Source organism: Barrientosiimonas endolithica, assembly GCF_030296655.1.
Lineage (GTDB): Bacteria > Actinomycetota > Actinomycetes > Actinomycetales > Dermatophilaceae > Barrientosiimonas > Barrientosiimonas humi.
The window spans coordinates 309704-333978 of record NZ_AP027735.1; the positions used below are offsets into that span (position 1 = coordinate 309704).

The following is a 24275-nucleotide window of genomic DNA, read 5'->3' on the forward strand; positions in this document are numbered from 1 at the left end:
TGGTGACGTTGCTGACAGAGCCTGACGTTGTTGACACGGACTGACGTTGTTGACAGGACTGCGTGCTGTAGCAGCCGTTTGTGTCAACAACTGCCTGTCGTGTCGAGATCGTGGGGTCGGGTCAGGACCGACCCCGCCCAGACTGGTCACGAACTAACAGACTGGCCAGTTGCAACCGACCACTTTGGTAGTTCGTGACCACTCTGGTGCTGTACGCCATCGGCGACTCGCGAGTCCGACGTCACCACAGGCGTACTCACGCCTCCCGGCGCTTTTCGGTCACCACCGAGCGCGGTGACCGGGTCTCGATACGGCCTCCGCTGCGCTCCGGCCTACTCGACCACCTTGGTCTCGATACGGACTCGCCTAGCGGCTCGCCCTACTCGACCAGCTTTGGCTGCTCGACCAGCTTTGGCTGCTCGACCAGCTTTGGCTACTCGACCGGCTTGGGCTGGGCGAGGGAGTCGTACCGCTTGGCGACGAGGTCCTGGTAGCGCGAGCCGAGGACCTTGGCCACCGTGTGCAGCAGGTGGGCGTCCCCGCCGACGAGCACCCGGGCCTTGCCCGCGAGCATGCCGTCGAAGATCACCTCGGCGGCCTTCTCCGGCGTGGTCCGGGCGAGCTTCTTGTCGAACAGCCGGGCGGTGCGCGCACCGTCCTCGCCCTCGGCGTAGCGCGCGTTGCGGGCGATCGCGGTCTTGATGCCGCCCGGGTGCACGACCGTGAGCGTCACGGGGCGCCCTCGATGAGCAGTTCCTCGCGCAGCGACTCGGAGAAGCCGCGGACGGCGTACTTCGCTGCGTTGTAAGCGGATTGGCCGGGCATGCTGAGCAGTCCGAACAGGCTGGAGATGTTGACCAGGTGACCGTCGCCGGAGGCCTTGAGGTGCGGCAGGAACTCCTTGCTGCCGTGCACGACGCCCCAGAAGTTGATGCCCATGATCCAGTCGAAGTCGTCGTAGGTCAGCTTCTGGAACTGGCCGGTGAGGGAGACGCCGGCGTTGTTGACCACCACGTCGACGACGCCGTAGTGCTCGGCCACGGCGGTGGCGTAACCGGCCATCGCGGCCCGGTCGGCCACGTCGACCTTGTCGGTGAGCACCGCTGCGGCGCCGGACAGCTCGGCCTGGCGGGCGGTCTCGGCGAGCCCCTCGCCGTCGACGTCGCTCAGCGCGAGCCGGGCGCCGTCACGGGCCGCGCGCAGGGCGAGCGCCCGGCCGATGCCGGAGCCGGCGCCGGTGATGACGACGACCTTGTCGCGCAGGGGAGGGTGGCGCCGTCGGTGCTGCTCATGCTGGAACCTGCTCTCGCTCGGTCGAACTCGTGGACTTCGCAGGGACGAACCGGACGCCGTCGGTCAGCGGGCCGTGGCGCAGCTTGACCAGGTCGACCGGGTAGTTCTGCCGCAGCTTCCAGGGCCAGTCGGCGCCCTGCCGCGGCATCAGGTGGGCGCTGCGCCGGACGTATCCCGACTGCAGGTCGATCAGCGGGTCGGACGGCAGCTCGTCGGCGCCGGCGGGCAGCTCGGGCACGAACGCGGCATAGCCGTTGCGGCGCAGGTGCCCGAGCAGGCGGGCGACGTAGTCGGCCACCAGGTCGGCCTTCAGCGTCCACGACGCGTTGGTGTAACCGATGGTGAGCACGAAGTTGGGCACGTCGTTCAGCGCCATGCCCTTGTAGACGTAGTGCTTCGCGAGGTCGAGCTCGCGACCGTCGACCTTGAGCACCGCGCCGCCGAGCAGCTGCAGGTTCAGCCCGGTGGCGGTGACGACGACGTCGGCGTCGAGGTGGTCGCCCGACTCCAGCACGATGCCCGTCTCGTCGAAGCGCGAGATGCGGTCGGTGACCACGTCGGCCCGCCCGGACCGGATGGCCTTGAACAGGTCGCCGCTCGGGACGGCGCACAGCCGCTGGTCCCACGGGTCGTACGTCGGTGAGAAGTGGGTGCGGTGGTCGAAGTCGCTGTCGGTGAAGAACCGGGCGACGCCCTTGCCCAGCAGCTCGCGCATGCGCTGCGGCCGGCGCCGGCTGAACTGGTAGATGCCGACGCCCATCGCGACGTTCTTCCAGCGCAGCACCGGATAGCTCAGCCACGACGGGGCGCCCTCCAGCGCCTTGCCGATCGGGTCGATGCGGGGCACGGCCGCGACGTACGTCGGTGAGCGCTGCAGCATCGTCACCAGCCCGGCGTCCTTGGCCAGCTCGGGCACGAGGGTGACGGCGGTGGCGCCGCTGCCGACGACCACGACCTTCTTGCCGCTGACGTCGAGCCCCTCGGGCCAGTGCTGCGGGTGCACGACCTGGCCCTGGAAGTCCTCGATGCCGGCGAGCTCGGGCGTGTAGCCCGCGTCGTAGTCGTAGTAGCCGGTGCACATGTAGAGGAAGCCGCAGGTGATGGTCTGCTCCCCGTCGGCCGTCTCGAGGCGCAGGGTCCAGTGCTGGTCCTCGTTCGACCAGTCGGCGTCGACGACCCGCTGCTCGAAGCGGATGAGCCGGTCGATGGCGTACTCCCGCGCGGTGTCGGCGATGTAGCTCTTGATCGAGCCGCCGTCGGCCAGCGAGCGGGTGTCGGTCCACGGGCGGAAGCGGTAGCCCAGCGTGTACATGTCCGAGTCGGAGCGCACACCGGGGTAGCGGAACAGGTCCCAGGTGCCGCCGAGGTCCGTGCGGCGCTCGAGGATCGCCAGGGACAGCTCGGGGTGCTTGCTGCGCAGCCTGGCCGCAGCCCCGATGCCCGAGAGGCCGGCGCCCACGACGACGACGTCGAGGTGCTCGTTGCTGGTCATGCCGTCGACGGTATCGACACCCTGTCGACTAAATCAACAGTGTGTCGAGAACTGATAGTTTCTGCCGCATGGCCACCTCGTCCGCCGCTGCCCGCACCCGGTCCGCCCGGGGCCGTCGCGGCGCCCGCGCGAGCGGCGACGACCGTGAGGCCGCGATCCTCGCGACGGCCGAGAAACTTTTGGAGACAGTCGCTTTCGCCGACATCTCGATCGACGACCTGGCCAGCGGCGCGGGCATCTCGCGGCCGACGTTCTACTTCTACTTCGCCTCCAAGGACGACGTGCTGCTGGCGCTGCTGGACCGGCTGGTGCAGCGCAGCGAGACCGCGATCGCCGGCCTCACGCCGTCGGCCGACGCGGTGCGCGAGGGCTGGCGCGATGCGCTCGGGGTCTACCTCGACACCTTCGCGGCGCAGCGCGGCGTGGCCCTGGCCTGCGCCGACGCGCGGTTCCGCAACGAGCGGGTGCGCCAGGTGTGGGACCGCGCCACCGCCCTGTGGGTCGACAACACCGCGGCCGGCATCGAGTCAGAGCGGGCGCGGGGCGCGGCACCCGCCGGTCGCCCGGCCCGCGAGCTCGCGATCGCCCTCAACGCGATGAACGAGCGGGTGATCTACGGCGTGCTGGCCGGCACCGAGCCGGCCCTGACGCGCGAGCAGGCGCTCGACGTCCTGGTCGACATCTGGCTCGCCGCGATCTATCTCTCGCCGCCGCAGCTGTAACTCAACCGGCGCCCGAGTCACGAGCGCACCAAGGGCATTCGCCGCTCAGGCGAGCGGGTTGGCCGCCTCGAGCAGGCCGTACGTCATCAGCTGGGTCGCGACGTCGCGCACCAGGGAATCGGCGTCGCCGGGGTCGCCGAACACCCGCACGCACTCCTTGACCAGGGTGGCCAGCTGCTGCGGCTCCTCGGTGCCGAGCCACAGCACGGCGCCCGGCCCGCGCAGGTGCACCGGCACCGCCCCCATCAGCACGACGAGCTCGTCGTCGTCCTCCAGCGCCTCGGTGAAGGGCCCGCGCACGAGCATCCCGTCGGCCGGAACCTGCGGCGCCGGACGGTGCGGGTCGTGCTGCTGGTAGGGATCGGGCGGCGGGCCGGCCGGTCGGTGGACGACGGGGGCGACCGGCAGCGGTGTGCTGTCGGCGAGGGCCTGCTCGAGCAGCGGGATCGCCTCGGTGACCTCGCGGTAGCGCAGCCTGCGCACCCCGCCGGTCGCCACCGCCAGCGAGGCCAGGGCGCTGAGCGGGTGCTCCAGGGTGGGCAGGGCGGAGGTCTGCGGGACCAGCGACAGCAGCCCCTCGACGAGCGGCACGTCCTCGAGCACCGGCGGGCCCACGTGGGTGGGGTCGCGGTCGAGCAGCACCAGCAGCCGGGCGGTCGCGTCGTCGTCGGCCACCGTGAGGCCCAGCTCGTCGGGCCCGTGCTGCTGCTTGGCGTGCGCGCTGCCGGAGTGGACGACGAACGACAACGGCTTGGGATAGGCCAGCGCGCGGTGCCGGTCGTCGAGCGCGACCGTCTCGTCGGTGAGGTAGGACATGCCGTCGCCGCACAGGTTCAGCGCCGCGGTCGTCTTGCCGGTGCCCGACTCGGCCACCAGGATCGCGAGGCTCTGCGTGGCCGCGTCGACCACGCCGGCCGCGTGCAGCATCACCCGCCGTCCCATCTGCTGCCGGATGCCGGCGTACGTCACCTGCGAGGCCAGCGCGTACTCCACCCGGTGACGTGCCTCCTCACCCTCCCCGACGTACGCCGGTGCCAGGTCGATCGTCTCCGCCGCCTCCCCGAGGGGCTGGGTGACCAGGCAGTGCGACCACTGCGCGCGCACCGTCGCCAGCAGCTCGTCGGGACAGATGACGTCGACCTCGGCCTCGAGGGCGCGAAGTCGCAGCGTCTGGGGCATGCGGCAGCTCCTGGTGCTGGGACGGGAGGAGGGGGTGCACGCTCATCGTAGGGCGGAGTCCCCCTCCACCCGGGTGGTCCAGAACGCCGGATCTGCGGGTGTTGTTCGCCCTCGGCGAAACTCCTGGACCGAGCCCGCCGCGACGGAACAGTCTCGGCACCCGTGGCGTTGTGCGCGTCGAGACCGCCGTCCCGCGGGTGGGGAGCCTCCTGTCGTTCTCATCCCGACGCAATAGCATCGGGGTGACCGGCCCCGCGGGACTCGGCACACGAGGAGAAGAACATGTTCGAACGGTTCACAGACCGCGCCCGGCGAGTGGTGGTGCTCGCCCAGGAAGAGGCGCGCATGCTCAACCACAACTACATCGGCACCGAGCACATCCTGCTCGGGCTGATCCACGAGGGTGAGGGCGTGGCCGCGAAGGCGCTCGAGAGCCTCGGCATCTCGCTGGAGTCCGTGCGCGAGCAGGTCCAGGAGATCATCGGCCAGGGTCAGCAGACCCAGCCCGGGCAGCACATCCCGTTCACGCCGCGCGCCAAGAAGGTGCTCGAGCTGTCGCTGCGCGAGGGCCTGCAGCTGGGCCACAGCTACATCGGCACCGAGCACATCCTGCTCGGCCTGATCCGCGAGGGTGAGGGCGTGGCCGCCCAGGTGCTGGTGAAGCTGGGCGCCGACCTGTCCAGCGTGCGGCAGCAGGTCATCCAGCTGCTCGCCGGATACCAGGGCAAGGAGCCGGCCGGTGCCGGCGTCGGCGGCCAGAGCACCCAGCAGGAGGGCACCCCGGCGGGGTCGCTCGTGCTCGACCAGTTCGGCCGCAACCTGACCCAGGCCGCCCGCGAGGGCAAGCTCGACCCGGTCATCATGCGCGAGAAGGAGATCGAGCGCGTGATGCAGGTGCTGAGCCGGCGCACCAAGAACAACCCGGTGCTCATCGGTGAGCCCGGCGTCGGCAAGACGGCCGTCGTCGAGGGCCTCGCGGCCGACATCGTGCGCGGCGACGTGCCCGAGACGCTCAAGGACAAGCAGCTGTACACCCTCGACCTCGGGTCGCTGGTGGCCGGCAGCCGTTACCGCGGTGACTTCGAGGAGCGCCTCAAGAAGGTGCTCAAGGAGATCCGCACCCGCGGCGACATCATCCTGTTCATCGACGAGATCCACACCCTGGTCGGCGCCGGTGCCGCCGAGGGCGCCATCGACGCCGCCTCGATCCTCAAGCCGATGCTGGCGCGGGGCGAGCTGCAGACGATCGGTGCGACGACCCTCGACGAGTACCGCAAGCACATCGAGAAGGACGCCGCCCTCGAGCGGCGCTTCCAGCCGATCCAGGTGGCCGAGCCGACGATCCCGCACGCCATCGAGATCCTCAAGGGGCTGCGCGACCGCTACGAGGCGCACCACCGGGTCACGATCACCGACGCGGCGCTGGTCGGCGCGGTCAACATGTCCGACCGCTACATCAACGACCGGCACCTGCCCGACAAGGCGATCGACCTCATCGACGAGGCGGGCGCGCGACTGCGCATCCGCCGGATGACGGCTCCGCCGGACCTGCGCGAGTTCGACGAGAAGATCGCGCACGTGCGGCGCGAGAAGGAGTCGGCGATCGACGGGCAGGACTTCGAGAAGGCCGCGTCGCTGCGCGACGACGAGAAGAAGCTGATCGACGAGAAGGCCTCCCGCGAGAAGGAGTGGAAGGCCGGCGACATCGACGTCGTGGCCGAGGTCGACGAGGAGCTCGTCGCCGAGGTCCTGGCCGCCTCCACCGGCATCCCCGTGTTCAAGCTGACCGAGGAGGAGTCCTCGCGACTGCTGCGCATGGAGGAGGAGCTGCACAAGCGCATCGTCGGCAACGACGACGCGATCAAGGCGCTCAGCCAGGCCATCCGCCGCACCCGCGCCGGTCTGAAGGACCCGCGCCGCCCCGGTGGCTCGTTCATCTTCGCCGGCCCCACCGGTGTCGGAAAGACCGAGCTGGCCAAGGCGCTCGCGGAGTTCATGTTCGGTGACGAGGACAGCCTCATCACCCTCGACATGAGCGAGTTCGCCGAGAAGCACACCGTGTCGCGGCTGTTCGGCTCACCCCGGGTACGTCGGCTACGACGAGGGCGGTCAGCTCACCGAGAAGGTGCGCCGCAAGCCGTTCTCGGTGGTGCTGTTCGACGAGGTCGAGAAGGCGCACGCCGACATCTTCAACTCGCTGCTGCAGATCCTGGAGGACGGTCGCCTGACCGACAGCCAGGGCCGGGTGGTCGACTTCAAGAACACCATCATCATCATGACCACCAACCTGGGCACGCGCGACATCGCCAAGGGCGTCTCGCTCGGCTTCACCGGTGGTGCCGACACCGGCACCGACTACGACCGGATGAAGGCCAAGGTCAACGACGAGCTGAAGCAGCACTTCCGGCCGGAGTTCCTCAACCGGGTCGACGACACCATCGTCTTCCCGCAGCTCACGCCGCAGGAGATCGTCCAGATCGTCGACCTGATGATCGCTCGCCTCGACGAGCGGCTGAAGGACAAGGACATGGCGATCGAGCTGACGCAGGCGTCCAAGGACCTGCTCGCCAAGCGTGGTTACGACCCCGCCCTGGGTGCCCGGCCGCTGCGCCGCACCATCCAGCGCGAGATCGAGGACGCGCTGTCCGAGAAGATCCTCTACGGCGAGATCGGCGCGGGCGAGATCGTGCTGGTCGACGTCGAGGGCGAGGGCAAGGAGGCGAAGTTCTCCTTCAAGGGCGAGCCGCGCGCCGAGGCCCCCGACTCGCTGGCCGCCGAGGCCGAGTCGGCCGGCGCCGGTGGCGACGGCAGCACCGACTGACCTACGACGTACGCCGTGCGGCCCCGTCCCCTCTCGAGGGGCGGGGCCGCTCGCACATCCGACGGCCCTCGGCCCGGCGCGGATACGGTGGGCGCGTGCAGCCACCGAACCGCCGTGACCGAACCCTCCGCGCCGCGATCGCCGCAGCCGTGTGCGGTGGGTTGCTGCTGGCGGGGTGCACGTCCGACGCCGGATCCGCAGACGACGCAACCGGATCCGGCAGCTCCAGCAGCGCCGGCGGCGACCGGGGCGGCAGCGACGGCGCGGGCGCCACGAGCAGCTCCGCCGCGCCGGCGGCCACGACCCCACCGACGTACGCCGGTCAGGCCGGCGCCTTCGACGCCGGGGTCGCGAAGCGGCTGGGTCGGTCCACCGTGCCCGACGCCGAGGTCGCCGGACCGACCGGGACGACCGGCACCTGGAAGGGCACCCGGATCGGTGTCGTGGCCAGCGGCGACGACGCGACCCTGGTCGTGCGCGACGGCAGCGCGTGGCGGATCGTCGGCGGCTGGTGGCCCTCGAAGGACCTGCCGGGGCCCTACCTCGGTGGCAGGCAGCACGTGCTGGTGCTCGGGTCGGACGCGCGCCAGGGCCAGTCGATCGAGCGGAGCCGCGCCGACACCATCCAGCTGGTCGGGCTCGACGGCCGCGGGGGCGGCGGCATCCTCGGGATCCCGCGCGACTCGTATCTGCCGCTGTCGACGGGCGGGTCGGGCAAGGTCAACGGCGCGATGCCCAGGGGCGGCCCGGCCGCGATGCGCCAGACGCTCGCCGACGCGACCGACCTGCCGATCAAGGGCTGGATGCTGACCGACTTCGTCGGCTTCCAGCGTGCGGTGCAGGCGCTCGGCGGCATCCCGATCACGCTGCCGCGACCGGTCGGTGACCTCGAGGCCGGGGAGCAGACGCTCGACGGCAAGCAGGCGCTGTTCCTCGCGCGCGAGCGAAAGTCGTTGCCGCGCGGCGACTTCGACCGTTCGAGCAACCAGGGGCTGCTGCTCATGGCGGGCCTCACCCAGCTGCGCACCAAGGGGGTCACCGAGCTGCCGAAGATCCTCAGCACGATCGACCCGCACGTGAAGACCAGCCTCACCCCCGAGCAGGTGCTGACGTTCGTGGGCTCGGCCTACGCCGTCAACCCCAGCCGGGTCGGGCGCGAGGTGGCGTCGGGCTCGCCGGCCACCATCGGTGGCGCGTCGGTGGTGCGGCTGTCGCCGGAGGCGAAGCAGACGTTCGAGAGGTTCGCCGATGGCAACCTCTGACGGGCCGGTCGCCGGCCCGGCCTCGCCGGCGGTCCGGCGCGCCCGGGCCGGCGACATCCGCCCCATCCGCGAGCTGGTCGCGCCCTATGTCGCCGAGCGGGCGATCGTGCCGAAGCCGGCCGTGGCCTACTACGAGTCGGTGCAGGAGTTCCGGGTCGTCGAGATCGACGGGCGGCTCGTCGGGTGCGGCGCGGTGCACGTCATGTGGGACGACGTCGCCGAGATCCGCACCGTCGCGGTCGACCCGACCGTCAAGGGTCGCGGCGTCGGCACGCTGCTGCTGCGCACCCTCGTCGACGACGCCCGCGAGCTCGGGGTGTCGCGGCTGTTCTGCCTGACCTTCGAGGTCGGATTCTTCGCCGCGCACGGCTTCCGCGAGATCGAGGGCCAGGTCGTCGCGCCGGACGTCTACGCCGAGCTGCTGCAGTCGTACGACGAGGGCGTGGCGGAGTTCCTCGACCTCGACCGGATCAAGCCCAACACCCTCGGCAACACCCGAATGCTGTTGCAGCTGTAGCTCCCGCGGCAGATGAAGATTCCCTCATCGCCGCTTCATCGTCGCCTCATCCCGCTCCTGCACACTCGTGCCCGTGATGCTGCGACGACTCGCCCTGCTCGGCGCCTGCCTGATGGTGCCGGTGCTGCTGGCGCTGGCCAGCCAGGCCCTCGCGAGCCGCCCCGGACCGCCCGAGCCGCCGCCCGCCGCGCCCGTGCGCCTGCCTGCCCCGAGCACGCCCGCGCCCAGCCCGACCCCGAGCACGCCCGCGCCCAGCCCGACCCCGAGCCCGTCCTCGACCCCGCCGTCGAGCTCGTCCGGCGCGCCGGCACCGTCCACGTCCGCACCGTCCGCGACGTCCTCGCCCGCCGGGCGACCGGGCAGCACGTCGACCCCGACCGGCGCCTCGCCACGCCCGGGGCCGCGCCCGAGCGAGACGTCCCGCCCGCCGCGCCAGACCCCCGCGCCCGCACGGCCCACGGTGCGCGACCCCGGCGGATCGGTCAGCACGCACACGGTTGCGCCGCGGCCGCCGGCGGGCGACGACGACCGCGACGACGCGCCCGACGACGATGACGACGACGACGACGGCGGGGACGATGACTGAGCCGGCGCAGGCGGCCCGGCAGGGCAGCCGGGTCACCGCCCGGTGGCGCATCGTCGCGTGGCTCATGCTGGCGCTGGTCATCGCCATGACCGCGCTGATCGTCACCGTGCGCAGCGCGATGATCGCCGAGGTCGGCCGCAACCTCAACGCCGATGTCGTGCAGGAGAACCAGGAGTTCCGCACGTTCGCCGGCGAGGGCCGAAACCCCGAGACGGCAAGGCCGTTCACCGACGTGTCGTCGATGTTCGAGGTGATGCTGCGCCGGCAGCGCGCTGCCGAGGGCGAGATGCTCGTGGGATATGTCCCGGCGCGCCAGCAGGCGCTGACCGTGGAGGGCGTACGCACGCCGAGCCTCGCCGAGGCCGGTCTCGAGCCCGGCTCGAGCGAGTTCGGCCGGCTGCTCACCGGCCCGCGCAGCGGGATCGTCGAGACCCGCGGGGGCGACGCGCGGTTCGTGCGCGACGAGGTCACGCTCGGTGGGGAGCGCGGCGTCTTCCTGGTGCTGGCCTTCGAGCGGCACCACCTGCAGGAGGTCGACAGCACGGTGCGCCTGATGGTCGGCGTGGCCGCGGGGGCGCTGCTGCTGGCGGCCGCGATCGCCTGGCTCGCCGCGGGGCAGATCCTGCGCCCGGTGCGGTCGGTGCGCCGGGCCGCGGCCGAGATCACCGAGCGCGACCTCACCCGCCGCATCCCCGTGCAGGGCAACGACGACATCGCCGAGCTGGCCGTGACGTTCAACGGGATGCTGGACCGGCTCGAGGCGGCGTTCGCCGCCGAGCAGCGGTTCGTCGACGACGCCGCGCACGAGCTGCGCACGCCCATCACGATCATCCGCGGGCACCTGGAGACGATGAGCGACGACCCGGCCGAGCGCGCGGCCACGACCACCCTCGTGCTCAACGAGCTGAGCCGGATGAGCCGGATCGTGAGCGACCTGCTCGCGCTCGCCAAGGCCGAGCGGCCCGACTTCATCCACCTCGCCGAGCCGGTCGACATGGCCGAGCTCACCCTCGACATCGACGCGAAGATGCAGGCCCTCGGGCCGCGCCGGTGGACCCTCGCCGAGGTCGCCGACGGCCCCGCGGTCGTCGACGCGCAGCGGGTCACCCAGGCCGTGCTGCAGCTCGCCCAGAACGCGGTCGAGCACACCGGCGACGGCGACCTGATCGAGCTGGCCTCGCGCTTCGTGCGCGACCCCGAGCTCGGGGACGCGGTCGCCATCACGGTGCGCGACGACGGGCCGGGGGTGGCCGCCGAGGACGCCGAGCTGATCTTCGACCGGTTCGCCCGCGGCGCGGGCCAGTCCGCCTCCGGTGCGCGCTCGCGCGCCGGCGCCGGGCTCGGCCTCGCGATCGTGCGCGCCATCGCCGAGGGCACCGCGGCTCGGTGACCCTGGAGAGCCGCCCCGGCGCCGGGTCGACGTTCGGGCTGCTGCTGCCGGTCGGCGAGGTGCCCGCGACGCGCGACGCGGACGAGCTGGAGCTGTTCGAGGAGATCGACGACGACCGCGAGCCCGCGGAGGCGCACCGATGACCCACATCCTGATCGCCGAGGACGAGCAGCGCATCGTCACCTTCCTGGAGAAGGGCTGCGCGCCGCCGGATACCTGACCACCGCCGTCGACAGCGGACGTACGGCCCTGCTGCTGGCCCGCTCCGGCTCGTTCGACCTGGTGCTGCTCGACCTCGGGCTGCCCGAGCTCGACGGCGGCGAGGTGCTGCAGCGGCTGCGCGACGAGGGCAGCCGGGTGCCGGTGATCGTGCTGACCGCCCGCGACACCGTGCAGGACACCGTCGCGAGCCTCGAGGGCGGCGCCGACGACTACATGGCCAAGCCGTTCCAGTTCGCCGAGCTGCTCGCGCGGATCCGGCTACGGCTGCAGCCGGTCGAGTCCGAGCCGGGCAACCGCCTCGTGGTCGAGGCCGCCGGCATGAGCCTGGACCTGCGCTCGCGGCGGGTGCTGGTCGACGGGGTCGCGACCGACCTCACCGCGCGCGAGTTCGCGCTGCTCGAGGTCTTCCTGCGCCACCCCGACCAGGTGCTCTCGCGCGAGCAGCTGCTCGGCCAGGTCTGGGAGGCCCACGTCGACCCCGCCTCCAACGTCGTCGACGTGTTCGTGCGGGCGCTGCGGCGCAAGATCGGGCCGGAGCGCATCGAGACCGTGCGCGGCGCGGGGTATCGGCTGCGGGCGCAGCCGTGAGCGCGCCCGTCCTGCACCGCACCCGACCCGAGCCGGCGCCCGCCGCGCCGGAACCGGGCCCCGGGCGCCCCTCGTGGCTGCGGCCGCGCCTGGTCGTCGGCGGGGTGGCGCTGGCGCTGCTCGTGCTGCGGCTGCTGACCCTGCCGGTCGGCAGCGGCCCCGGCGACCTCACCACCGACGGCCGCGCGACGCTGGTGATCTTCGCCGTCGCGGTCGTGGCGTGGGCGTTCACCCCCGTCGACGACACGTATGTCGCGCTCGGCGCGGGCACCGCGCTGGTGCTGCTCGGGGTCATGCCGACCGAGCGGTTCTTCGCCACGCTCGGCGACGACGTCGTCTGGCTGCTGGTCGCCGCGTGCGTCATCGCGGTGGCGGTGACCGCGTCCGGCCTCGCGCAGCGCGCGTCGGCCTGGCTCGTCAGCGGGGCGGGGAGCCCGCGGCAGCTGGTTCACCTGGTCACCGCCGCGCTGGTGATCACCGCGTTCGCCGTGCCGAGCACCTCGGGCCGGGCGGCCCTCGCGCTCCCGGTCTTCCTGGCACTGCGCGGCGTGCTGCGCGAGAGCCACCCCGGCTCGTGCGGGTGCTCGCGCTGACCTTCCCGACCGTCATCCTGCTCTCGGCCGTCGGGTCGCTCATCGGCGCCGGCGCGCACCTGGTGACCTCGATGATCGTCGAGTCGGCGGTCGGCACCGGCTTCGACTTCTCCCGCTGGCTGTTGCTCGGCCTGCCGCTGGCGCTGGTCAGCTCACACCTCGCCGCCGAGCTGGTGCTGCTGCTGTTCAGCCGCCGCGAGGACCGTCGCGTGCCGCTGCGGGTGCGCGTCGCCGACCTGGAGGAGCGGCCCGGCCAGCTCACCGGGGCGCTGTCGGTCGCCGAGGGGCGGGCGGCGCTGCTGCTGGCCGTCACCGTCGTGCTCTGGTGCACCGAGGACCTGCACGGCGTGCACCCGGCGATCATCGCGCTCGGCGCCGCGCTGGTCGCGACCTCCCCGCGGTACGGCGTCGTCCGCCTCAAGGACGCCCTGCCCCAGGTGCCGTGGTCGCTGCTGCTGTTCATGGCCGCGACCCTCGCGCTCGGCAACGCGCTGCTCGACTCCGGCGCCGCCCGTTACCTCGCCGACGGACTCTTCGGGGTGCTCGGCGTGCGCACCCCGGCCCGTTCGTCGTCGTGGTGGTGCTCGTCTCGACCGCCGCGCACCTGCTGATCCAGTCGCGCTCGGCGCGCTCCGCGGTGATCGTGCCGATCGTCGTCGCGCTCGCGCCCGGCGTCGGCGCCGACGTGGCCGCGGTGGCCTTCGCCTCGACCGCGGCCGCCGGCTTCTGCCACACCCTGCCCGCGTCGGCGAAGCCGGTCGCGATGTTCGCCCGCATCGAGGACGTCGAGACCTACTCCGCCGCCGACCTGCGCCGGCTGTCGCTGTGGCTCGCGCCGCTGCACGTGGCCCTGGTGCTGGTCTTCGCCTTCTTCGTCTGGCCGCACCTCGGCCTCCCGCTCACCTGACCCACCCGCACCCCGTCACACCGGAGGAACCGTCATGACCGTCCGAGTCCCGCACCGCGTCGTCATCGCCCCGAGCGGATTCAAGGAGTCCCTCGACGCCGAGCAGGTGGCCGACGCCATCGCCGCCGGAGTACGCCGGGCGCTCCCGGGCGCCGTCGTGTTCACCGCCCCCGTGGTCGACGGCGGTGAGGGGTCGGCCCGCACGCTGGCCTCCGCCACCGGCGGGCGCGTGGTCGACCGCCGCGTGACCGGCCCCGTCGGGGAGCCCGTCGAGTCGCACTTCGCGATGCTCGGACGCACCCCCGTCGCCACGGCCCTGGTCGAGATGGCAGCAGCCGCCGGGCTGCGCCACGTCCCGGTGGACCGGCGCGACCCGACCCGCACGACGACGTACGGCGTGGGTGAGCTGATCCTGGCCGCGCTCGACGAGGGCGCGCGCCGGATCGTCGTCGGCTGCGGCGACTCCGGCACCAGCGACGGCGGGGCGGGTGCGCTGGTCGCCCTCGGCGCCCGCGTCCTCGACCGCGACGGCCGGCCGATCGACACCCCCGGCGGAGCGGCGCTGGCCGACGCCGCGTCGCTCGACCTCAGCGGGCTCGACCCGCGCCTGGCCGAGGTCGAGATGGTCGTCGGCTGCAACCTCACGAACGTGCTGTGCGGCCCGCGCGGCGTGGCCCGGGTCTTCGGCCCGCAGAAGGGCGCCACCGAGCAGCAGGTCGAGCAGCTGTCCGCCGCGCTCGACACCTGGGCGGGCGTGCTCGAGGCGGCGGCGAGCGAGCGGGGCGTCGGCGGGCTGGACGTGCGGCACGGCGCGGGCACCGGCGCCTCCGGCGGGCTCGGTGCGGCGCTCGCCGTCGGCTGCGGCGCCGAGCTGCGCTCGCGGTTCGAGGTGTTCCTGCACGACGACCTCGGCGCACCCGAGATCGACGCCGCCATCGCCCAGGCCGACCTGGTGATCACTGCCGAGGGGGCGGTGGACTACCAGACCCCGCGCGGCAAGGTGCCCGCCGAGGTCGCCCGCCGCGCCAAGCTGCACGGCAAGCCCGTGATGGCGCTCGCCGGCTCGATCGGCACCGGCGCGGCCGACGTGCACGACATCGGCATCGACGCCGTCGTCGGCATCATTCCGATTCCGATGGAGCTGGCCCAGGCGGTGGAGCAGGCGAGCGACCTGGTCGCCCAGGCCACCGAGCGCGCGCTGCGCCTGGTGGTGCTGGGGGCGGTGATCTCCTCGGCCGCGTGAGGCCGGGGCGAGGCGTGCATTTTGGGGTCGATATCGACCCGATGTGGCACGGATCCGGGGGTCGGGCGTGCACTTTCGGGTCGATATCGACCCTGTACGCCCGGGCCGGCCTCCGGACCTGACCACCGGCGTACGCCCGGGCCGGCCGCCGGAGTCGGCGGAGTCCGGCTGCGGCGGCCGCGCAGGCACCTACGATGACGGCACCGAGCCGGGCCCGTCGCCGGGCCGAACGGAGTCCGCGATGCGCACAGTCCTGCGAGCACAGGCGGCCGAGGCCCGTCTGGTGCTCGGCCTGTGCTGGGCGCTGCTGCTGCTCGGCGTCGGCAGCGCGTGGTCGCAGCTGGGCTCGGCCGAGGGCGAGCCGTTCGCGGGCCGGCTCGCGACCGCCCTGCTCGCGAGCGCCGGTGCGGTGCTGTTCGCCCGGCTGCAGCTGTCGGTCAGCCGTGGTGGTGCGGCGCTCGGGCGCCGTTGGCTGGCCCCGCTCGTCATGGCGACGAGCCTCGCGCCGCTGCTGTGGGGCTCGGCCAGCCCGATGCTGGTCGTCGCCTGGGCCGCGGCCCTGCTGCAGCGCGACCTGCGGCGATCGCTCGTGTCCTCTGGCCTGCTGCTGGCCGTCCTCGTCTGGGTGTTCCCGCGCTCGCGGCTGGCGGCGATGGGCACCTTCGCCGACCTGTTCTTCGAGCTGCTGCTCTACACCGTCGTCCTGGTGACCGCGACCCGGCTGGCCGTGCTGCTCGACGAGCTGCGGCTGACCCGCGAGGTGCTCGCTCGCCGTCGGGTCGATGCCGAGCGCGAGCGGGTCGGGCGCGACCTGCACGACATCATGGGCCGCACGCTCGTCGCGGCTTCGCTGCGCAACCAGGCCGCGCTGCGCGCGCTCGGCGACCGCGACCCGGCCGGTTCCCGGGAGCTGGAGCGGCTGCACGACACCATCGGCCGCGGGCAGGCGCAGCTGCGCGAGCTCACCTCCGGGCCGGTCGTCACCCGGCTGGACGAGGAGCTGGAGACCTGCCGGATGCTGTGCGAGCGGGTCCAGATCGAGCTGGCCGTGGACGTACGTCGGGAGCCGCCGGTCGAGCAGGCCGCCCTGGTCGCGCAGGTCGTGCGCCAGAGCGTCACCGACCTGCTCGGGCACAGCCGGGCCACCAGGTGCCGCATCGTGCTCGACCGCGACGACTTCGTCACGGTGGTGACCGTGACCAACGACGGCTCGGTCCCGCGCGAGGAGCCGCCGGCTTCGCGCCCGGCCGGCCAGCTGGCCCGTGCCGTCGTCGCGGCCGGCGGCAGCATCGGCACCGAGCACGCGTCCGGAGGGCTCGCCACCCGCACCGTCCGCCTCCCGATCCGCTCCGGGGTCCCCGCGTGACGCGCCTGGGTCGCGCCCGCGCCCGGCTGGCCGACGGGGAGGGCGCCCGGCTGCTCACCTGGGTCTGGGTGCTGGCGTGGGGCGAGCACGCGATCGGCGAGGGCAGCGACGCCGTCGTGCAGCTGACGGTCGCGGCCGCTGTGCTGCTGGTCGTCGCGTGGGAGGTGACGCAGGACCGGTGGCGCAGCGGCGGCGCGTGGGCGGGCGCGCTGCTGGTGGCCGGGTCCGTGGCGCTGGGCGGCGGGGAGCACCTGCGCGAGAGCAGCTATCTGCTGGGCTGGGGAGTCGCCGTGCTCGTGCTCGCCCTGCCGGGTCGCCGCGCCGCAGCGAGCGTCACGGTGGGGGTGCTCGCCGCCGCGGCGGTGTGGGCGGGGCAGGACCCGGCGCAGCTCCCCGCGCTGCTCCTCGGCGCGGTGGCGCAGCTGCTCGTGGTCTGCCTGCTGCAGCAGCTGGTCCGCACCACCCGCCGGCTCCGCCGCTCCCAGGAGGAGCTGGCGCAGACCGAGGTCGACGGCGAGCGCGGGCGGCTGGCCGGAGAGCTCAACACCCTCATCGGACGTACGCTCGCGCAGACGGCGGCGCAGGCGTCGCGGGCGCGGACCCGGGTCGCCGCGGAAGACCCGGAGGTGCAGGGCCACCTCGCCGAGGTCGAGAGCCTCGTCGCCCGTGGGCGGGACCAGCTGGCCCGGCTCTCGTTCGAGCCGGTGGTGGACGACCTCGCGACCGAGGTGCGCTCGACCCAGACGCTGTGCACCCGCCTGGGGGTTGCGGTCAACCTCTCGGTGGACGACGTGGACGCCGCGGTGCAGCCGGCCTTAGCACTGCTCCTGCGCGAGGCGGTCACCAACATGCTCAAGCACGCGGCGCCGACGCGGTGCACGGTCGTCACGCGGCAGGAGGAGGGGTGGCGCTGCTCAGCATCACCAACGACGGGGTCCCGGCCGGCCCGGCCCCGGCCCGTGACAGGTCGGGGAGCGGCCAGGCGCGCTGGCGCAGCCAGCTGGACCCGCTCGGCGGCACCCTCGAGGCCGGGCCGCTTCCGGGCGGGCGCTATCGCGTGCTGGCCCGGGTCCCGCTGCCGGTGCTGGTGCCGGTGCCGGTGCCGGAGGATGGCCGGGACACCCGCCTGCGAAGGAGCGCCCATGCCTGAACCGTTGCGGTTGCTGATCGCCGAGGACGTCGACCTCGTGGGGGAGGCGTTCGAGGCGCTGCTGGCGGCCGAGGCGGGGATCGAGGTCGTGGCTCGGGTGACGCGCGGCGACCAGGTGCTGCGCGCGGCGCAGGCGCACCGGCCCGACGTCGCCCTGCTCGACATCGACATGCCGGGCAAGACCGGGATCCAGGCGTGCGCCGAGCTGACCGCGGCACTGCCGGAGTGCAAGGTCATGCTGCTGACCGCCCTGCCCGGTAGCGGTCACCTGCCGCGCGCGCTCGACGCCGGCGCCTCCGGCTATCTCGTGAAGTCGATGACGGCCCGGCAGCTGATCGACGGCATCCGGTCCGTGGCGGCCGGGGGCACCGTGATCGACCCTGCGCTGGCCGCCGACGCGCTGCGCGCCGGCCCCAACCCGCTCACCGACCGCGAGCGCGAGATCCTGCGCCTCGTCGACCAGGGGTGTCGACCAGCCACATCGCCGAGGAGCTGTTCCTGTCCACCGGCACGGTGCGCAACTACCTGTCCAACGCCATGACCAAGCTCGACGCGGTGAGCCGCATCGAGGCGGTGCGCACGGCCCGGCAGCGCGGCCTGCTGTGACCGGGGCCTGCGCGAGAGCGGCGGCGGAGGCGGTCTCCGACTAGTCGTTCTCGACGTCGCGCTCACCTGCGAGGGCGACGACCAGCCAGGCGAGCGCGACCACGATCCCGCCCGCGATGGCGACCGTCTGCCGGTTGCCCTCGACGAGCGCGACCGCCCCGCCGTAGACGGCCGAGACGGCGATGGCGATGAAGATCAGCATTCTGCGGTCCATGCCGCCGAGCGTGCCGCCGACGAGCTGCCCCCACCACCGTCGTACGGCAACGCGTGACCGGCGCAGTCGGATCCGGTGACGACCACCACGCGAGCGCGATGACACGTGTCACCCAGCCGGACCCCCGGTGTCTGTCGCCCGTCCGCGCCAGGGTGATCCGGAGTAGAGCCGGCGCACGACGTCCTCGATGTCGGGCTCCTCGATCGACAGGTCGCGCACGTCGGCGCGCGCCGACACCGCGGCGAGCACCCGGGCGGCGGTCGTCTGCTCGGCGTCGAAGGCGAGGCGCTGCTGCAGCCCCTGCGCCTCGCTGGCCAGGTGCTGCGTGCCGGGGATGCCGGTGAGGTCCTCGCCTGGCTCGGCGAGGTCGACCACCAGCACGCGCTGCGCACCCACCTTCGCCGACAGGCCGGGGAGCGTCCCGTCGTACGCCAGTCGCCCGTGGTCGACGACCAGCACCCGGTCGCAGAGCCGCTCGATATCGCCCATGTCGTGGGTCGTGAGCAGCAGCGTGGTGCCGTGCTCGCGCCGCTCCTCGACGAGGAACTCGCGCAGTCGTTGCTTGCTCAGCACGTCCAGCCCGATGGTCGGCTCGTCGAGGATCACCAGGCGGGGGAGTGCAGCAGCGCGGCGGCCACCTCGGCGCGCATGCGCTGCCCGAGCGACAGCTGGCGCACCGGGGTCGCGAGGAACTCGCCCATCTCGAGCCGGTCGACGAGCTCGTCGGTGCGGGCGCGCTCGCGCGCGGCGTCGAGGCCGTGGATGGCGGCGAGGATCCCGAACGACTCGCGCACCGGCAGGTCCCACCACAGCTGGGAGCGCTGCCCGAACACCACGCCCACCTCGCGCGCGAGCCGGCGGCGGTCCTCGACCGGGCGCAGGCCGCAGGTGCGCACCTCGCCCGACGTCGGCACGAGGATGCCGGTGAGCATCTTGATGGTCGTGGACTTGCCGGCCCCGTTGGCGCCGATGTAGCCCACCGCCGACCCCGCCCCGACCGTGAAGGTCATCGCGTCGACCGCGCGAATCTGCTTGCGGCGCAAGCCGTCCCGCACGCGGAAGTCGCGGGTGAGGTCGCGCGTCTCGATGATGGGGTCTCGGTCTCGGTCTCGGTCTCGATACGCGGCTCGTTCCTCGCCGCTACCCTTCGATACGCGCTCGTCCCTCGCGCTACTCAGGGCATCGCTCGACCGGCTTGATCCGCTCGACCGGCTTGGTCCGCTCATCCGCCGCCTCCTTGGTAGTGCCGGACCCCCACGCGCCAGAAGAGCAGCGCCATCGCCCAGGCCCACAGTGCCGCGACCGGGGTGAACCAGGCGAGCCAGGTCGGCAGCAGGTCCGGGCCGGGGAGGCCCAGCAGGTGCAGCGCCGGGAGGTAGGCCGTGAAGGCCATGGGGAAGAAGAAGCCGAACAGCACGGTGAGCGGCCGGCCCCAGACCGAGGCGGGCTGCGTCGCGGCGTAGCGACCGCCGTACACGAACGCGTTGGTCATCTCCGCGCCGTTGATCAGGAAGAACTGCGCCCCCGCCGCCCAGACGAACATCGCGGCGAAGATCGCGATGCCCGACACCAGCGAGATCCCGAGCAGCGCCACGGCCGACACCGACCAGGCGATGTCGTTGACGGCGAGGCCGATGACCAGGCAGACGAGACCGACGGCGGCGCGGGTGAGCCGGCGCAGGCTGATGTCGCTCGTGATCAGCTGCAGCAGCAGCGGTTGCGGCCGCAGGTAGAACACGTCGAGCGTGCCGGCGCGGACGTACGTCGGCAGGTTGTCGCAGTGGCCCACCACCATGTCGGCGAGCGAGAAGCACAGGTCGGCCAGCCCGAAGACCAGCAGGATCTGGGTGAAGCTGACGCCGCCGAGCGTCCCGACGCTGTGGAACAGCACCCACACCTCGGCCAGCTCGATGAACCCCACGAGCAACGAGCTCAGCAGGTCGATGCGGAAGTTCAGCCGGTACGCCCGCTGCGACCTCATCCGCGACGCCAGCACCGCGCGGTAGGCCCGCAGGTCGACCTTGCGCGCCGAACCCGTTGCGAGAGAGGAAGATTCAGCCACCCTGCACCTCCAGCTTGCGGCGCCCGGCGCGGGTGGTGAGGTGCCCGGCGGCCCAGGCGGCGGCGAGCCAGGCCAGCTGCGCGGCGAACAGCCCGAGCGACGCGAGGCCGGTCACGCGGCCGGAGAGGATGTCGATCGGATACATCATCATCGACGGGAACGGGGTGGCCTGCGCGACCACCTGCAGCCACGTCGGGAAGATCGCGATCGGCACGAACAGCCCGGCGAGGAAGCCCGAGACGACCATGTAGAGCACCTGGATGCCCCGTGTCTCGACGAGCCAGAAGCCGGTCGTCGCCACGAGGTAGACCACGGTCGCGCCGAGGGTGATGCCGACGAGCAGGCTGGCGGCGCCGAGGACGTACGCCCCGGGCGAGTCGGGCATGGCCATCCCGACCACGAGCGCCCCGATCAAGACGCTCGGGATCCCGCGCGGCACGAGCGACCAGAGCGAGCGGCCGACCTCCTGCACGATCGCGGCGGCCTGCACGTCGAGCGGGCGGATGAAGTCGATGGCGACGCTGCCGTCCTTGATGCGGGTCGCGAGGTCGCTGCGGCCGTGCAGGTTGATCGCGCCGAGCAGCCCCTGCGACAGCCAGATGTAGGTGCTCATCGTGGCGAGGTCGTAGCCGTTCAGCTCGCCGCCGGCCGCGCGCACGGTCGCGAACAGCATGGCGACCTTGAGGAACCCGAAGGTGACGTTGGCGACCAGCCCGCCGAGCGCGGCGAGGCGATAGGTGGCGCCCTCCCGGACGCCCGCGACGAGCAGCCGGAGGTAGGGGCGCGGTCGCGGGGGCACAAGCGCAGGAACTTACCGCCGCACCCGCCGGCGGACAAGGGGTCCTAGGCTGGGCCGATGGATTCCGCAGCGCCGCAGAGCATCATCGTCATGGGGGTCTCCGGCTCCGGCAAGACCACCGTGGCCCAGGGGGTCGCCAAGGCCACCGGCTTCCGCTTCGCCGAGGGCGACGACTTCCACAGCCAGGCCAACCGCGACAAGATGGCCAGCGGCCACCCGCTCACCGACGAGGACCGGTGGCCGTGGCTGCGCACGATCGGCGAGTGGATCAGCGAGCGCACCGCCGCGGGCGAGTCGACCGTGGTCACCTGCTCGGCGCTGAAGCGCACCTACCGCGACCTGCTCCGCGAGGGGCGGCCCGAGGTGAGCTTCTGCCACGTCGATGTCGACATCGAGGAGCTGCAGCAGCGGGTCGCGAACCGCAAGGGGCACTACATGCCGGCGTCGCTGCTGCAGAGCCAGCTCGACACCCTCGAGCCGCTCGACGACGACGAGCCGGGCGTGACGGTGCTGACCTCGGGCGACCCCGACCAGGTGCTGCAGCAGGTGCTCACCGCGCTCGACCTGCCCGCGGAAGGCTGAACTCCGCCTCGCCCACCGGCTCCACGAGCCCGTCGGCGACCAGCCCGTCGAGGCAGCGCTCGCGCTGCACCTCGTCGTCCCAGACCTCGCGCAGCCGGTCGTGCGGCACCGGGCCGTCCGACTCGCGCAGCACCTGCAGCAGGCGTCCGCGCACCTGACGGTCGGTCCCGGCCCACGCCTGACCTCGCCGCGCCGGCCCGACGTACGCCGGTCGCCCGTTCGCGACCCACGCGCAGCTGCTCTCGACGGGGCAGTCGGAGCAGCGCGGCGCTCGGGCGGTGCACACCAGCGCCCCCAGCTCCATGACCGCGACGTTCCAGACCTTTGCGTCTGAGTCCGAATGAGGAGAAGGGATTCCGCGACCTGGCGCTCCGCGGTGGTCAGGGTCGGGGCGGCGTGCTGCGCCCCGGTCACGAGCCGCGCCTCGACCCGCCGCACGTTGGTGTCGACCACCGCGACGCGGCGGCCGAACGCGAACGCCGCGACCGCGGCGGCGGTGTACTCGCCGACCCCCGGCAGCTCGCGCAGCTCAGCCACCGTGCCCGGCACCCGGCCGTCGTGCCGCTCGGCGATCGCCGTCGCCGCCGCGTGCAGCCGCAGCGCGCGCCGCGGGTATCCCAGCCGTCCCCACGCGCGCACCGCCTCGCCGGGCGCCTCCGCCGCGAGGTCGGCGGGCGTCGGCCACCGGGTGAGCCACTCCTGCCAGACCGGCAGCACCCGCACGACCGGGGTCTGCTGCAGCATGACCTCCGAGACGAGCACGCCCCACGGCGAGGCGTCGGGGCGGCGCCAGGGCAGGTCGCGCTGCTCGCGGGCGTACCACTCCAGCACGCGCCGGTGCAGCGCGTCGGCCTGCTCGGTCACACGTAGCGCTCGAGGATGCTCGTCTCGGCCAGCCGCGACAGCCCCTCGCGCACCGCGCGCGCCCGGCTCTCGCCGACGCCGTCGACCGACATGAGGTCGTCGAAGTTGGCCGCGAGCAGCTGCTGCAGCGAGTCGAAGTGGTCGACGAGCCGGTCGACGATCGCGCCGGGCAGCCGCGGCACCTTCGACAGCAGCCGGTATCCGCGCGGGCTGACCGAGGCGTCCATCGCGTCGCCCTGCGCGGGGAAGCCCATCGCGCGGGCGCCGGCGGCGGGGTCGAGCAGATCGGTGGCGGTGAGGGCGCTGATGCGCGCCATGGCCTCCTCGAGCGTGAGCGGCTCGCGCGCGGCGTGCAGGTAGTCGCGCAGCACCAGCTCGCGGTCGTTGCCGAGCCCGCCGACCAGCTCCTCCAGCTGCAGCGCCATGAGCCGGCCGTCGGTACCGAGCTCAAGGAGGTACTGCGTGATCTCGGTGTTGATCCGGCTGACCATCTCGAGCCGCTGGATGACGTTGGCGACGTCGCGCACGGTCACCAGGTCCTCGATCTCCAGCGCGGACAGGGTGCCGGTGACCTCGTTGAGCCGGGCCTTGTAGCGCTCCAGCGTCTGCAGCGCCTGACCCGCGCGCGACAGCACCGCGTTGGAGCCCTCGAGCACGTGCCGCAGCTGCCCGACGTAGAGCGCGACGATGCGCATCGACTGGCTCACCGAGATCACCGGGTATCCGGTCTGCTTGGCCACCCGCTCGGCCGTGCGGTGGCGGGTGCCGGACTCGCGCGTCTCGATGTGCGGGTCGGGCACCAGCTGGGTCGCCGCGCGCATGATGCGGGTCGCCTCGCGGTCGAGCACGATCGCGCCGTCCATCTTGGCCAGCTCGCGCAGCCGCGTCGCGGAGAACTCGATGTCGAGCGGGAACCCGCCGGTGCTGATCTCCTCGACCTCCCGGTCGTGCCCCAGCACGATCAGCGCGCCGGTGCGCCCGCGCAGGATGCGTTCGAGCGCGTCGCGCAGCTCGGTGCCGGGGGCGACAGCGGCGAGAGTCTCGCTGAGCACCCACTCGTCGGATCGCTCCACGGAGTGTCCTTGCCAGGGTCGGGGGAGGCGGTCGCGGTGAGTCTAACGACGGGTCGTCGCCGGGCTGGGAGTCCTGCCCAGCTCCCGGTCGACCGCGTCGCGCAGGTCGGGCAGCCGCGCGAACAGCGCGTCGCCGGGGCAGGCGGTCTGCTCGTAGTCGCGGTGCCCGTCGATGGCGTCGGCCGCGAGGTCGTACGACCGGCACAGCCAGGTGCACAGGCTCACCAGCGCGCCCCACTGGGCGCTCGTCGGCAGCGCCGCGGTGAAGGTGCCCTGGGTCTCGATGCCCAGGGCCGTGCGGTTCTGGCTGGCGCTGTGCGCGCCGAACGGGAACTCGCCGTCGCGGGCGCGCACCGCGTCGAGGGTGCCGTGCCGGCCCTCCAGCAGGAAGCCGCCGCGGCTGACCGTGAAGTGCTGGCCGGTGTCGCCCCAGCCGTTGGCCAGGTGCCAGCGCTGGATCTGCCGGGCGATGTCGTACGCACTCTGCCGGCTGGTGTCCGCCACGTTGGCCGACGCGGTGTGGTGGATCAGGACCGTGCGCGGCGGGCCGACGAGCCGCGCGCGGCGGCGCGGCTCCTGCGCACCCCACGCCTGGGTGCCGATCACTTCCGGGCCCGGCACCGGCTCGGCGCTGGAGCGGGAGCAGCCCAGCAGGCCCACGCCGAGCAGCCCGGCGGCGCCGCCGAGGACGGCGCGGCGGGCGGGGCGAGACGGCACGGGCGAGGCTCCTGGTGCAGAGGGAGG

The 24275-nt window shown here is 73.0% G+C and carries 24 protein-coding genes and 3 pseudogenes; 16 read left to right on the forward strand and 11 right to left on the reverse strand.

The window, feature by feature from the left end:
* Nucleotides 1-433: 433 nt before the first annotated feature.
* The 3 genes from QUE40_RS01570 to QUE40_RS01580 are packed head-to-tail and all read right to left on the reverse strand — an operon-like array spanning nt 434 to nt 2785.
* Entirely contained in the window at nt 434-733 is a 300-nt protein-coding gene (locus QUE40_RS01570) for an SDR family oxidoreductase (RefSeq protein ID WP_289232122.1), read from the reverse strand.
* Entirely contained in the window at nt 730-1335 is a 606-nt protein-coding gene (locus tag QUE40_RS01575; RefSeq protein WP_350227121.1) for an SDR family oxidoreductase, read from the reverse strand. Before QUE40_RS01575 ends, QUE40_RS01570 begins: the two co-directional genes overlap by 4 nt.
* The gene (locus tag QUE40_RS01580) at nt 1289-2785 is read right to left on the reverse strand and encodes a flavin-containing monooxygenase (RefSeq protein ID WP_289232123.1); all 1497 of its coding nucleotides are present in this window, start codon (nt 2783-2785) and stop codon (nt 1289-1291) included. Before QUE40_RS01580 ends, QUE40_RS01575 begins: the two co-directional genes overlap by 47 nt.
* Nucleotides 2786-2853: 68 nt before the next feature.
* On the opposite strand from QUE40_RS01580, the gene QUE40_RS01585 reads away from it, so the two are divergent.
* Nucleotides 2854-3507: a TetR/AcrR family transcriptional regulator gene (locus QUE40_RS01585; RefSeq protein ID WP_289232124.1), complete on the forward strand. Its 654-nt coding sequence runs from the start codon at nt 2854-2856 to the stop codon at nt 3505-3507.
* A 45-nt stretch (nt 3508-3552) separates the two neighbouring features.
* Here QUE40_RS01585 and QUE40_RS01590 read toward each other — a convergent pair whose 3' ends face one another.
* Complete coding sequence (locus QUE40_RS01590) at nt 3553-4686, reverse strand: hypothetical protein (protein ID WP_289232125.1); 1134 nt, start codon at nt 4684-4686, stop codon at nt 3553-3555.
* A gap of 282 nt (nt 4687-4968) precedes the next feature.
* Between QUE40_RS01590 and QUE40_RS01595 the strand changes: the two are divergent.
* The 14 genes and pseudogenes from QUE40_RS01595 (at nt 4969) to QUE40_RS18740 (ending at nt 17937) form a co-directional block, all read left to right on the forward strand.
* Nucleotides 4969-7507, forward strand: a pseudogene (locus QUE40_RS01595) (ATP-dependent Clp protease ATP-binding subunit).
* Nucleotides 7508-7602: 95 nt separating this feature from the next.
* Nucleotides 7603-8769 (forward strand): LCP family protein, encoded by a 1167-nt coding sequence (locus QUE40_RS01600; protein ID WP_170206734.1) that lies wholly within the window; start codon nt 7603-7605, stop codon nt 8767-8769.
* A complete protein-coding gene (locus QUE40_RS01605) occupies nt 8756-9286 on the forward strand; it encodes an amino-acid N-acetyltransferase (protein ID WP_142004127.1) in 531 nt (176 codons plus the stop codon). Before QUE40_RS01600 ends, QUE40_RS01605 begins: the two co-directional genes overlap by 14 nt.
* Before the next feature lie 73 nt (nt 9287-9359).
* Nucleotides 9360-9872 carry a hypothetical protein gene (locus QUE40_RS01610; RefSeq protein ID WP_289232126.1) on the forward strand — a complete coding sequence of 171 codons (513 nt, stop codon included), beginning with the start codon at nt 9360-9362 and terminating at the stop codon, nt 9870-9872.
* Nucleotides 9865-11262 carry a sensor histidine kinase gene (locus QUE40_RS01615; RefSeq protein ID WP_289232127.1) on the forward strand — a complete coding sequence of 466 codons (1398 nt, stop codon included), beginning with the start codon at nt 9865-9867 and terminating at the stop codon, nt 11260-11262. Before QUE40_RS01610 ends, QUE40_RS01615 begins: the two co-directional genes overlap by 8 nt.
* Entirely contained in the window at nt 11259-11405 is a 147-nt protein-coding gene (locus tag QUE40_RS01620; protein ID WP_289232128.1) for a hypothetical protein, read from the forward strand. The genes QUE40_RS01615 and QUE40_RS01620 overlap by 4 nt, the downstream gene beginning before the upstream one ends.
* 106 nt (nt 11406-11511) lie before the next feature.
* Nucleotides 11512-12072: a response regulator transcription factor gene (locus QUE40_RS01625; RefSeq protein WP_350227122.1), complete on the forward strand. Its 561-nt coding sequence runs from the start codon at nt 11512-11514 to the stop codon at nt 12070-12072.
* Entirely contained in the window at nt 12069-12665 is a 597-nt protein-coding gene (locus QUE40_RS01630; RefSeq protein WP_289232129.1) for an SLC13 family permease, read from the forward strand. Before QUE40_RS01625 ends, QUE40_RS01630 begins: the two co-directional genes overlap by 4 nt.
* Entirely contained in the window at nt 12653-13276 is a 624-nt protein-coding gene (locus QUE40_RS01635; RefSeq protein WP_289232130.1) for an SLC13 family permease, read from the forward strand. The genes QUE40_RS01630 and QUE40_RS01635 overlap by 13 nt, the downstream gene beginning before the upstream one ends.
* A complete protein-coding gene (locus tag QUE40_RS01640) occupies nt 13246-13572 on the forward strand; it encodes a hypothetical protein (protein WP_289232131.1) in 327 nt (108 codons plus the stop codon). Before QUE40_RS01635 ends, QUE40_RS01640 begins: the two co-directional genes overlap by 31 nt.
* Before the next feature lie 34 nt (nt 13573-13606).
* Complete coding sequence (locus QUE40_RS01645; protein ID WP_289232132.1) at nt 13607-14815, forward strand: glycerate kinase; 1209 nt, start codon at nt 13607-13609, stop codon at nt 14813-14815.
* A 241-nt stretch (nt 14816-15056) separates the two neighbouring features.
* Nucleotides 15057-16181, forward strand: coding sequence for a sensor histidine kinase (locus QUE40_RS01650; protein WP_289232133.1), 1125 nt, complete (start codon nt 15057-15059; stop codon nt 16179-16181).
* The gene (locus tag QUE40_RS18735) at nt 16178-17872 is read left to right on the forward strand and encodes a helix-turn-helix transcriptional regulator (protein WP_350227038.1); all 1695 of its coding nucleotides are present in this window, start codon (nt 16178-16180) and stop codon (nt 17870-17872) included. Before QUE40_RS01650 ends, QUE40_RS18735 begins: the two co-directional genes overlap by 4 nt.
* A complete protein-coding gene (locus QUE40_RS18740; protein ID WP_350227039.1) occupies nt 17845-17937 on the forward strand; it encodes a helix-turn-helix domain-containing protein in 93 nt (30 codons plus the stop codon). Before QUE40_RS18735 ends, QUE40_RS18740 begins: the two co-directional genes overlap by 28 nt.
* A 40-nt stretch (nt 17938-17977) precedes the next feature.
* Here the strand turns inward: QUE40_RS18740 and QUE40_RS01660 are convergent, their stop codons facing one another.
* The 4 genes and pseudogenes from QUE40_RS01660 to QUE40_RS01675 all read right to left on the reverse strand — a co-directional run bounded on the left by QUE40_RS01660 (nt 17978) and on the right by QUE40_RS01675 (nt 21012).
* Entirely contained in the window at nt 17978-18151 is a 174-nt protein-coding gene (locus QUE40_RS01660) for a hypothetical protein (protein WP_289232134.1), read from the reverse strand.
* A 108-nt stretch (nt 18152-18259) separates the two neighbouring features.
* Nucleotides 18260-19242 (reverse strand): annotated as a pseudogene (locus QUE40_RS01665) (ABC transporter ATP-binding protein).
* A gap of 131 nt (nt 19243-19373) precedes the next feature.
* Nucleotides 19374-20213 carry an ABC transporter permease gene (locus QUE40_RS01670; RefSeq protein ID WP_289232135.1) on the reverse strand — a complete coding sequence of 280 codons (840 nt, stop codon included), beginning with the start codon at nt 20211-20213 and terminating at the stop codon, nt 19374-19376.
* Nucleotides 20206-21012, reverse strand: a complete 807-nt coding sequence (locus QUE40_RS01675) for an ABC transporter permease (protein ID WP_142004136.1) — start codon at nt 21010-21012, stop codon at nt 20206-20208. Before QUE40_RS01675 ends, QUE40_RS01670 begins: the two co-directional genes overlap by 8 nt.
* 57 nt (nt 21013-21069) lie before the next feature.
* Between QUE40_RS01675 and QUE40_RS01680 the strand changes: the two genes are divergently transcribed.
* Complete coding sequence (locus QUE40_RS01680; protein ID WP_142004137.1) at nt 21070-21594, forward strand: gluconokinase; 525 nt, start codon at nt 21070-21072, stop codon at nt 21592-21594.
* Here QUE40_RS01680 and QUE40_RS01685 read toward each other — a convergent pair.
* The 3 genes and pseudogenes from QUE40_RS01685 to QUE40_RS01695 form a co-directional block, all read right to left on the reverse strand.
* Nucleotides 21563-22458, reverse strand: a pseudogene (locus QUE40_RS01685) (HhH-GPD family protein). The gene QUE40_RS01680 and the pseudogene QUE40_RS01685 overlap by 32 nt on opposite strands.
* Nucleotides 22455-23531: a DNA integrity scanning diadenylate cyclase DisA gene (gene disA, locus QUE40_RS01690; protein ID WP_289232136.1), complete on the reverse strand. Its 1077-nt coding sequence runs from the start codon at nt 23529-23531 to the stop codon at nt 22455-22457. The pseudogene QUE40_RS01685 and the gene disA overlap by 4 nt, the downstream one beginning before the upstream one ends.
* A gap of 42 nt (nt 23532-23573) precedes the next feature.
* Nucleotides 23574-24248, reverse strand: coding sequence for a peptidoglycan recognition protein family protein (locus QUE40_RS01695; RefSeq protein ID WP_289232137.1), 675 nt, complete (start codon nt 24246-24248; stop codon nt 23574-23576).
* Nucleotides 24249-24275: the final 27 nt, after the last annotated feature.

Excerpts from the sequence above, each read along its gene's own strand:
- QUE40_RS01605 (WP_142004127.1), top strand. The coding sequence starts at position 8,756 with ATGGCAACCTCTGACGGGCCGGTCGCCGGCCCGGCCTCGCCGGCGGTC.
- QUE40_RS01590 (WP_289232125.1), bottom strand. The coding sequence starts at position 4,686 with ATGCCCCAGACGCTGCGACTTCGCGCCCTCGAGGCCGAGGTCGACGTC.
- QUE40_RS01650 (WP_289232133.1), top strand. The coding sequence starts at position 15,057 with ATGCGCACAGTCCTGCGAGCACAGGCGGCCGAGGCCCGTCTGGTGCTC.
- QUE40_RS01615 (WP_289232127.1), top strand. The coding sequence starts at position 9,865 with ATGACTGAGCCGGCGCAGGCGGCCCGGCAGGGCAGCCGGGTCACCGCC.
- QUE40_RS01580 (WP_289232123.1), bottom strand. The coding sequence starts at position 2,785 with ATGACCAGCAACGAGCACCTCGACGTCGTCGTCGTGGGCGCCGGCCTC.
- QUE40_RS01645 (WP_289232132.1), top strand. The coding sequence starts at position 13,607 with ATGACCGTCCGAGTCCCGCACCGCGTCGTCATCGCCCCGAGCGGATTC.
- QUE40_RS01585 (WP_289232124.1), top strand. The coding sequence starts at position 2,854 with ATGGCCACCTCGTCCGCCGCTGCCCGCACCCGGTCCGCCCGGGGCCGT.
- QUE40_RS01660 (WP_289232134.1), bottom strand. The coding sequence starts at position 18,151 with ATGGACCGCAGAATGCTGATCTTCATCGCCATCGCCGTCTCGGCCGTC.
- QUE40_RS01680 (WP_142004137.1), top strand. The coding sequence starts at position 21,070 with ATGGATTCCGCAGCGCCGCAGAGCATCATCGTCATGGGGGTCTCCGGC.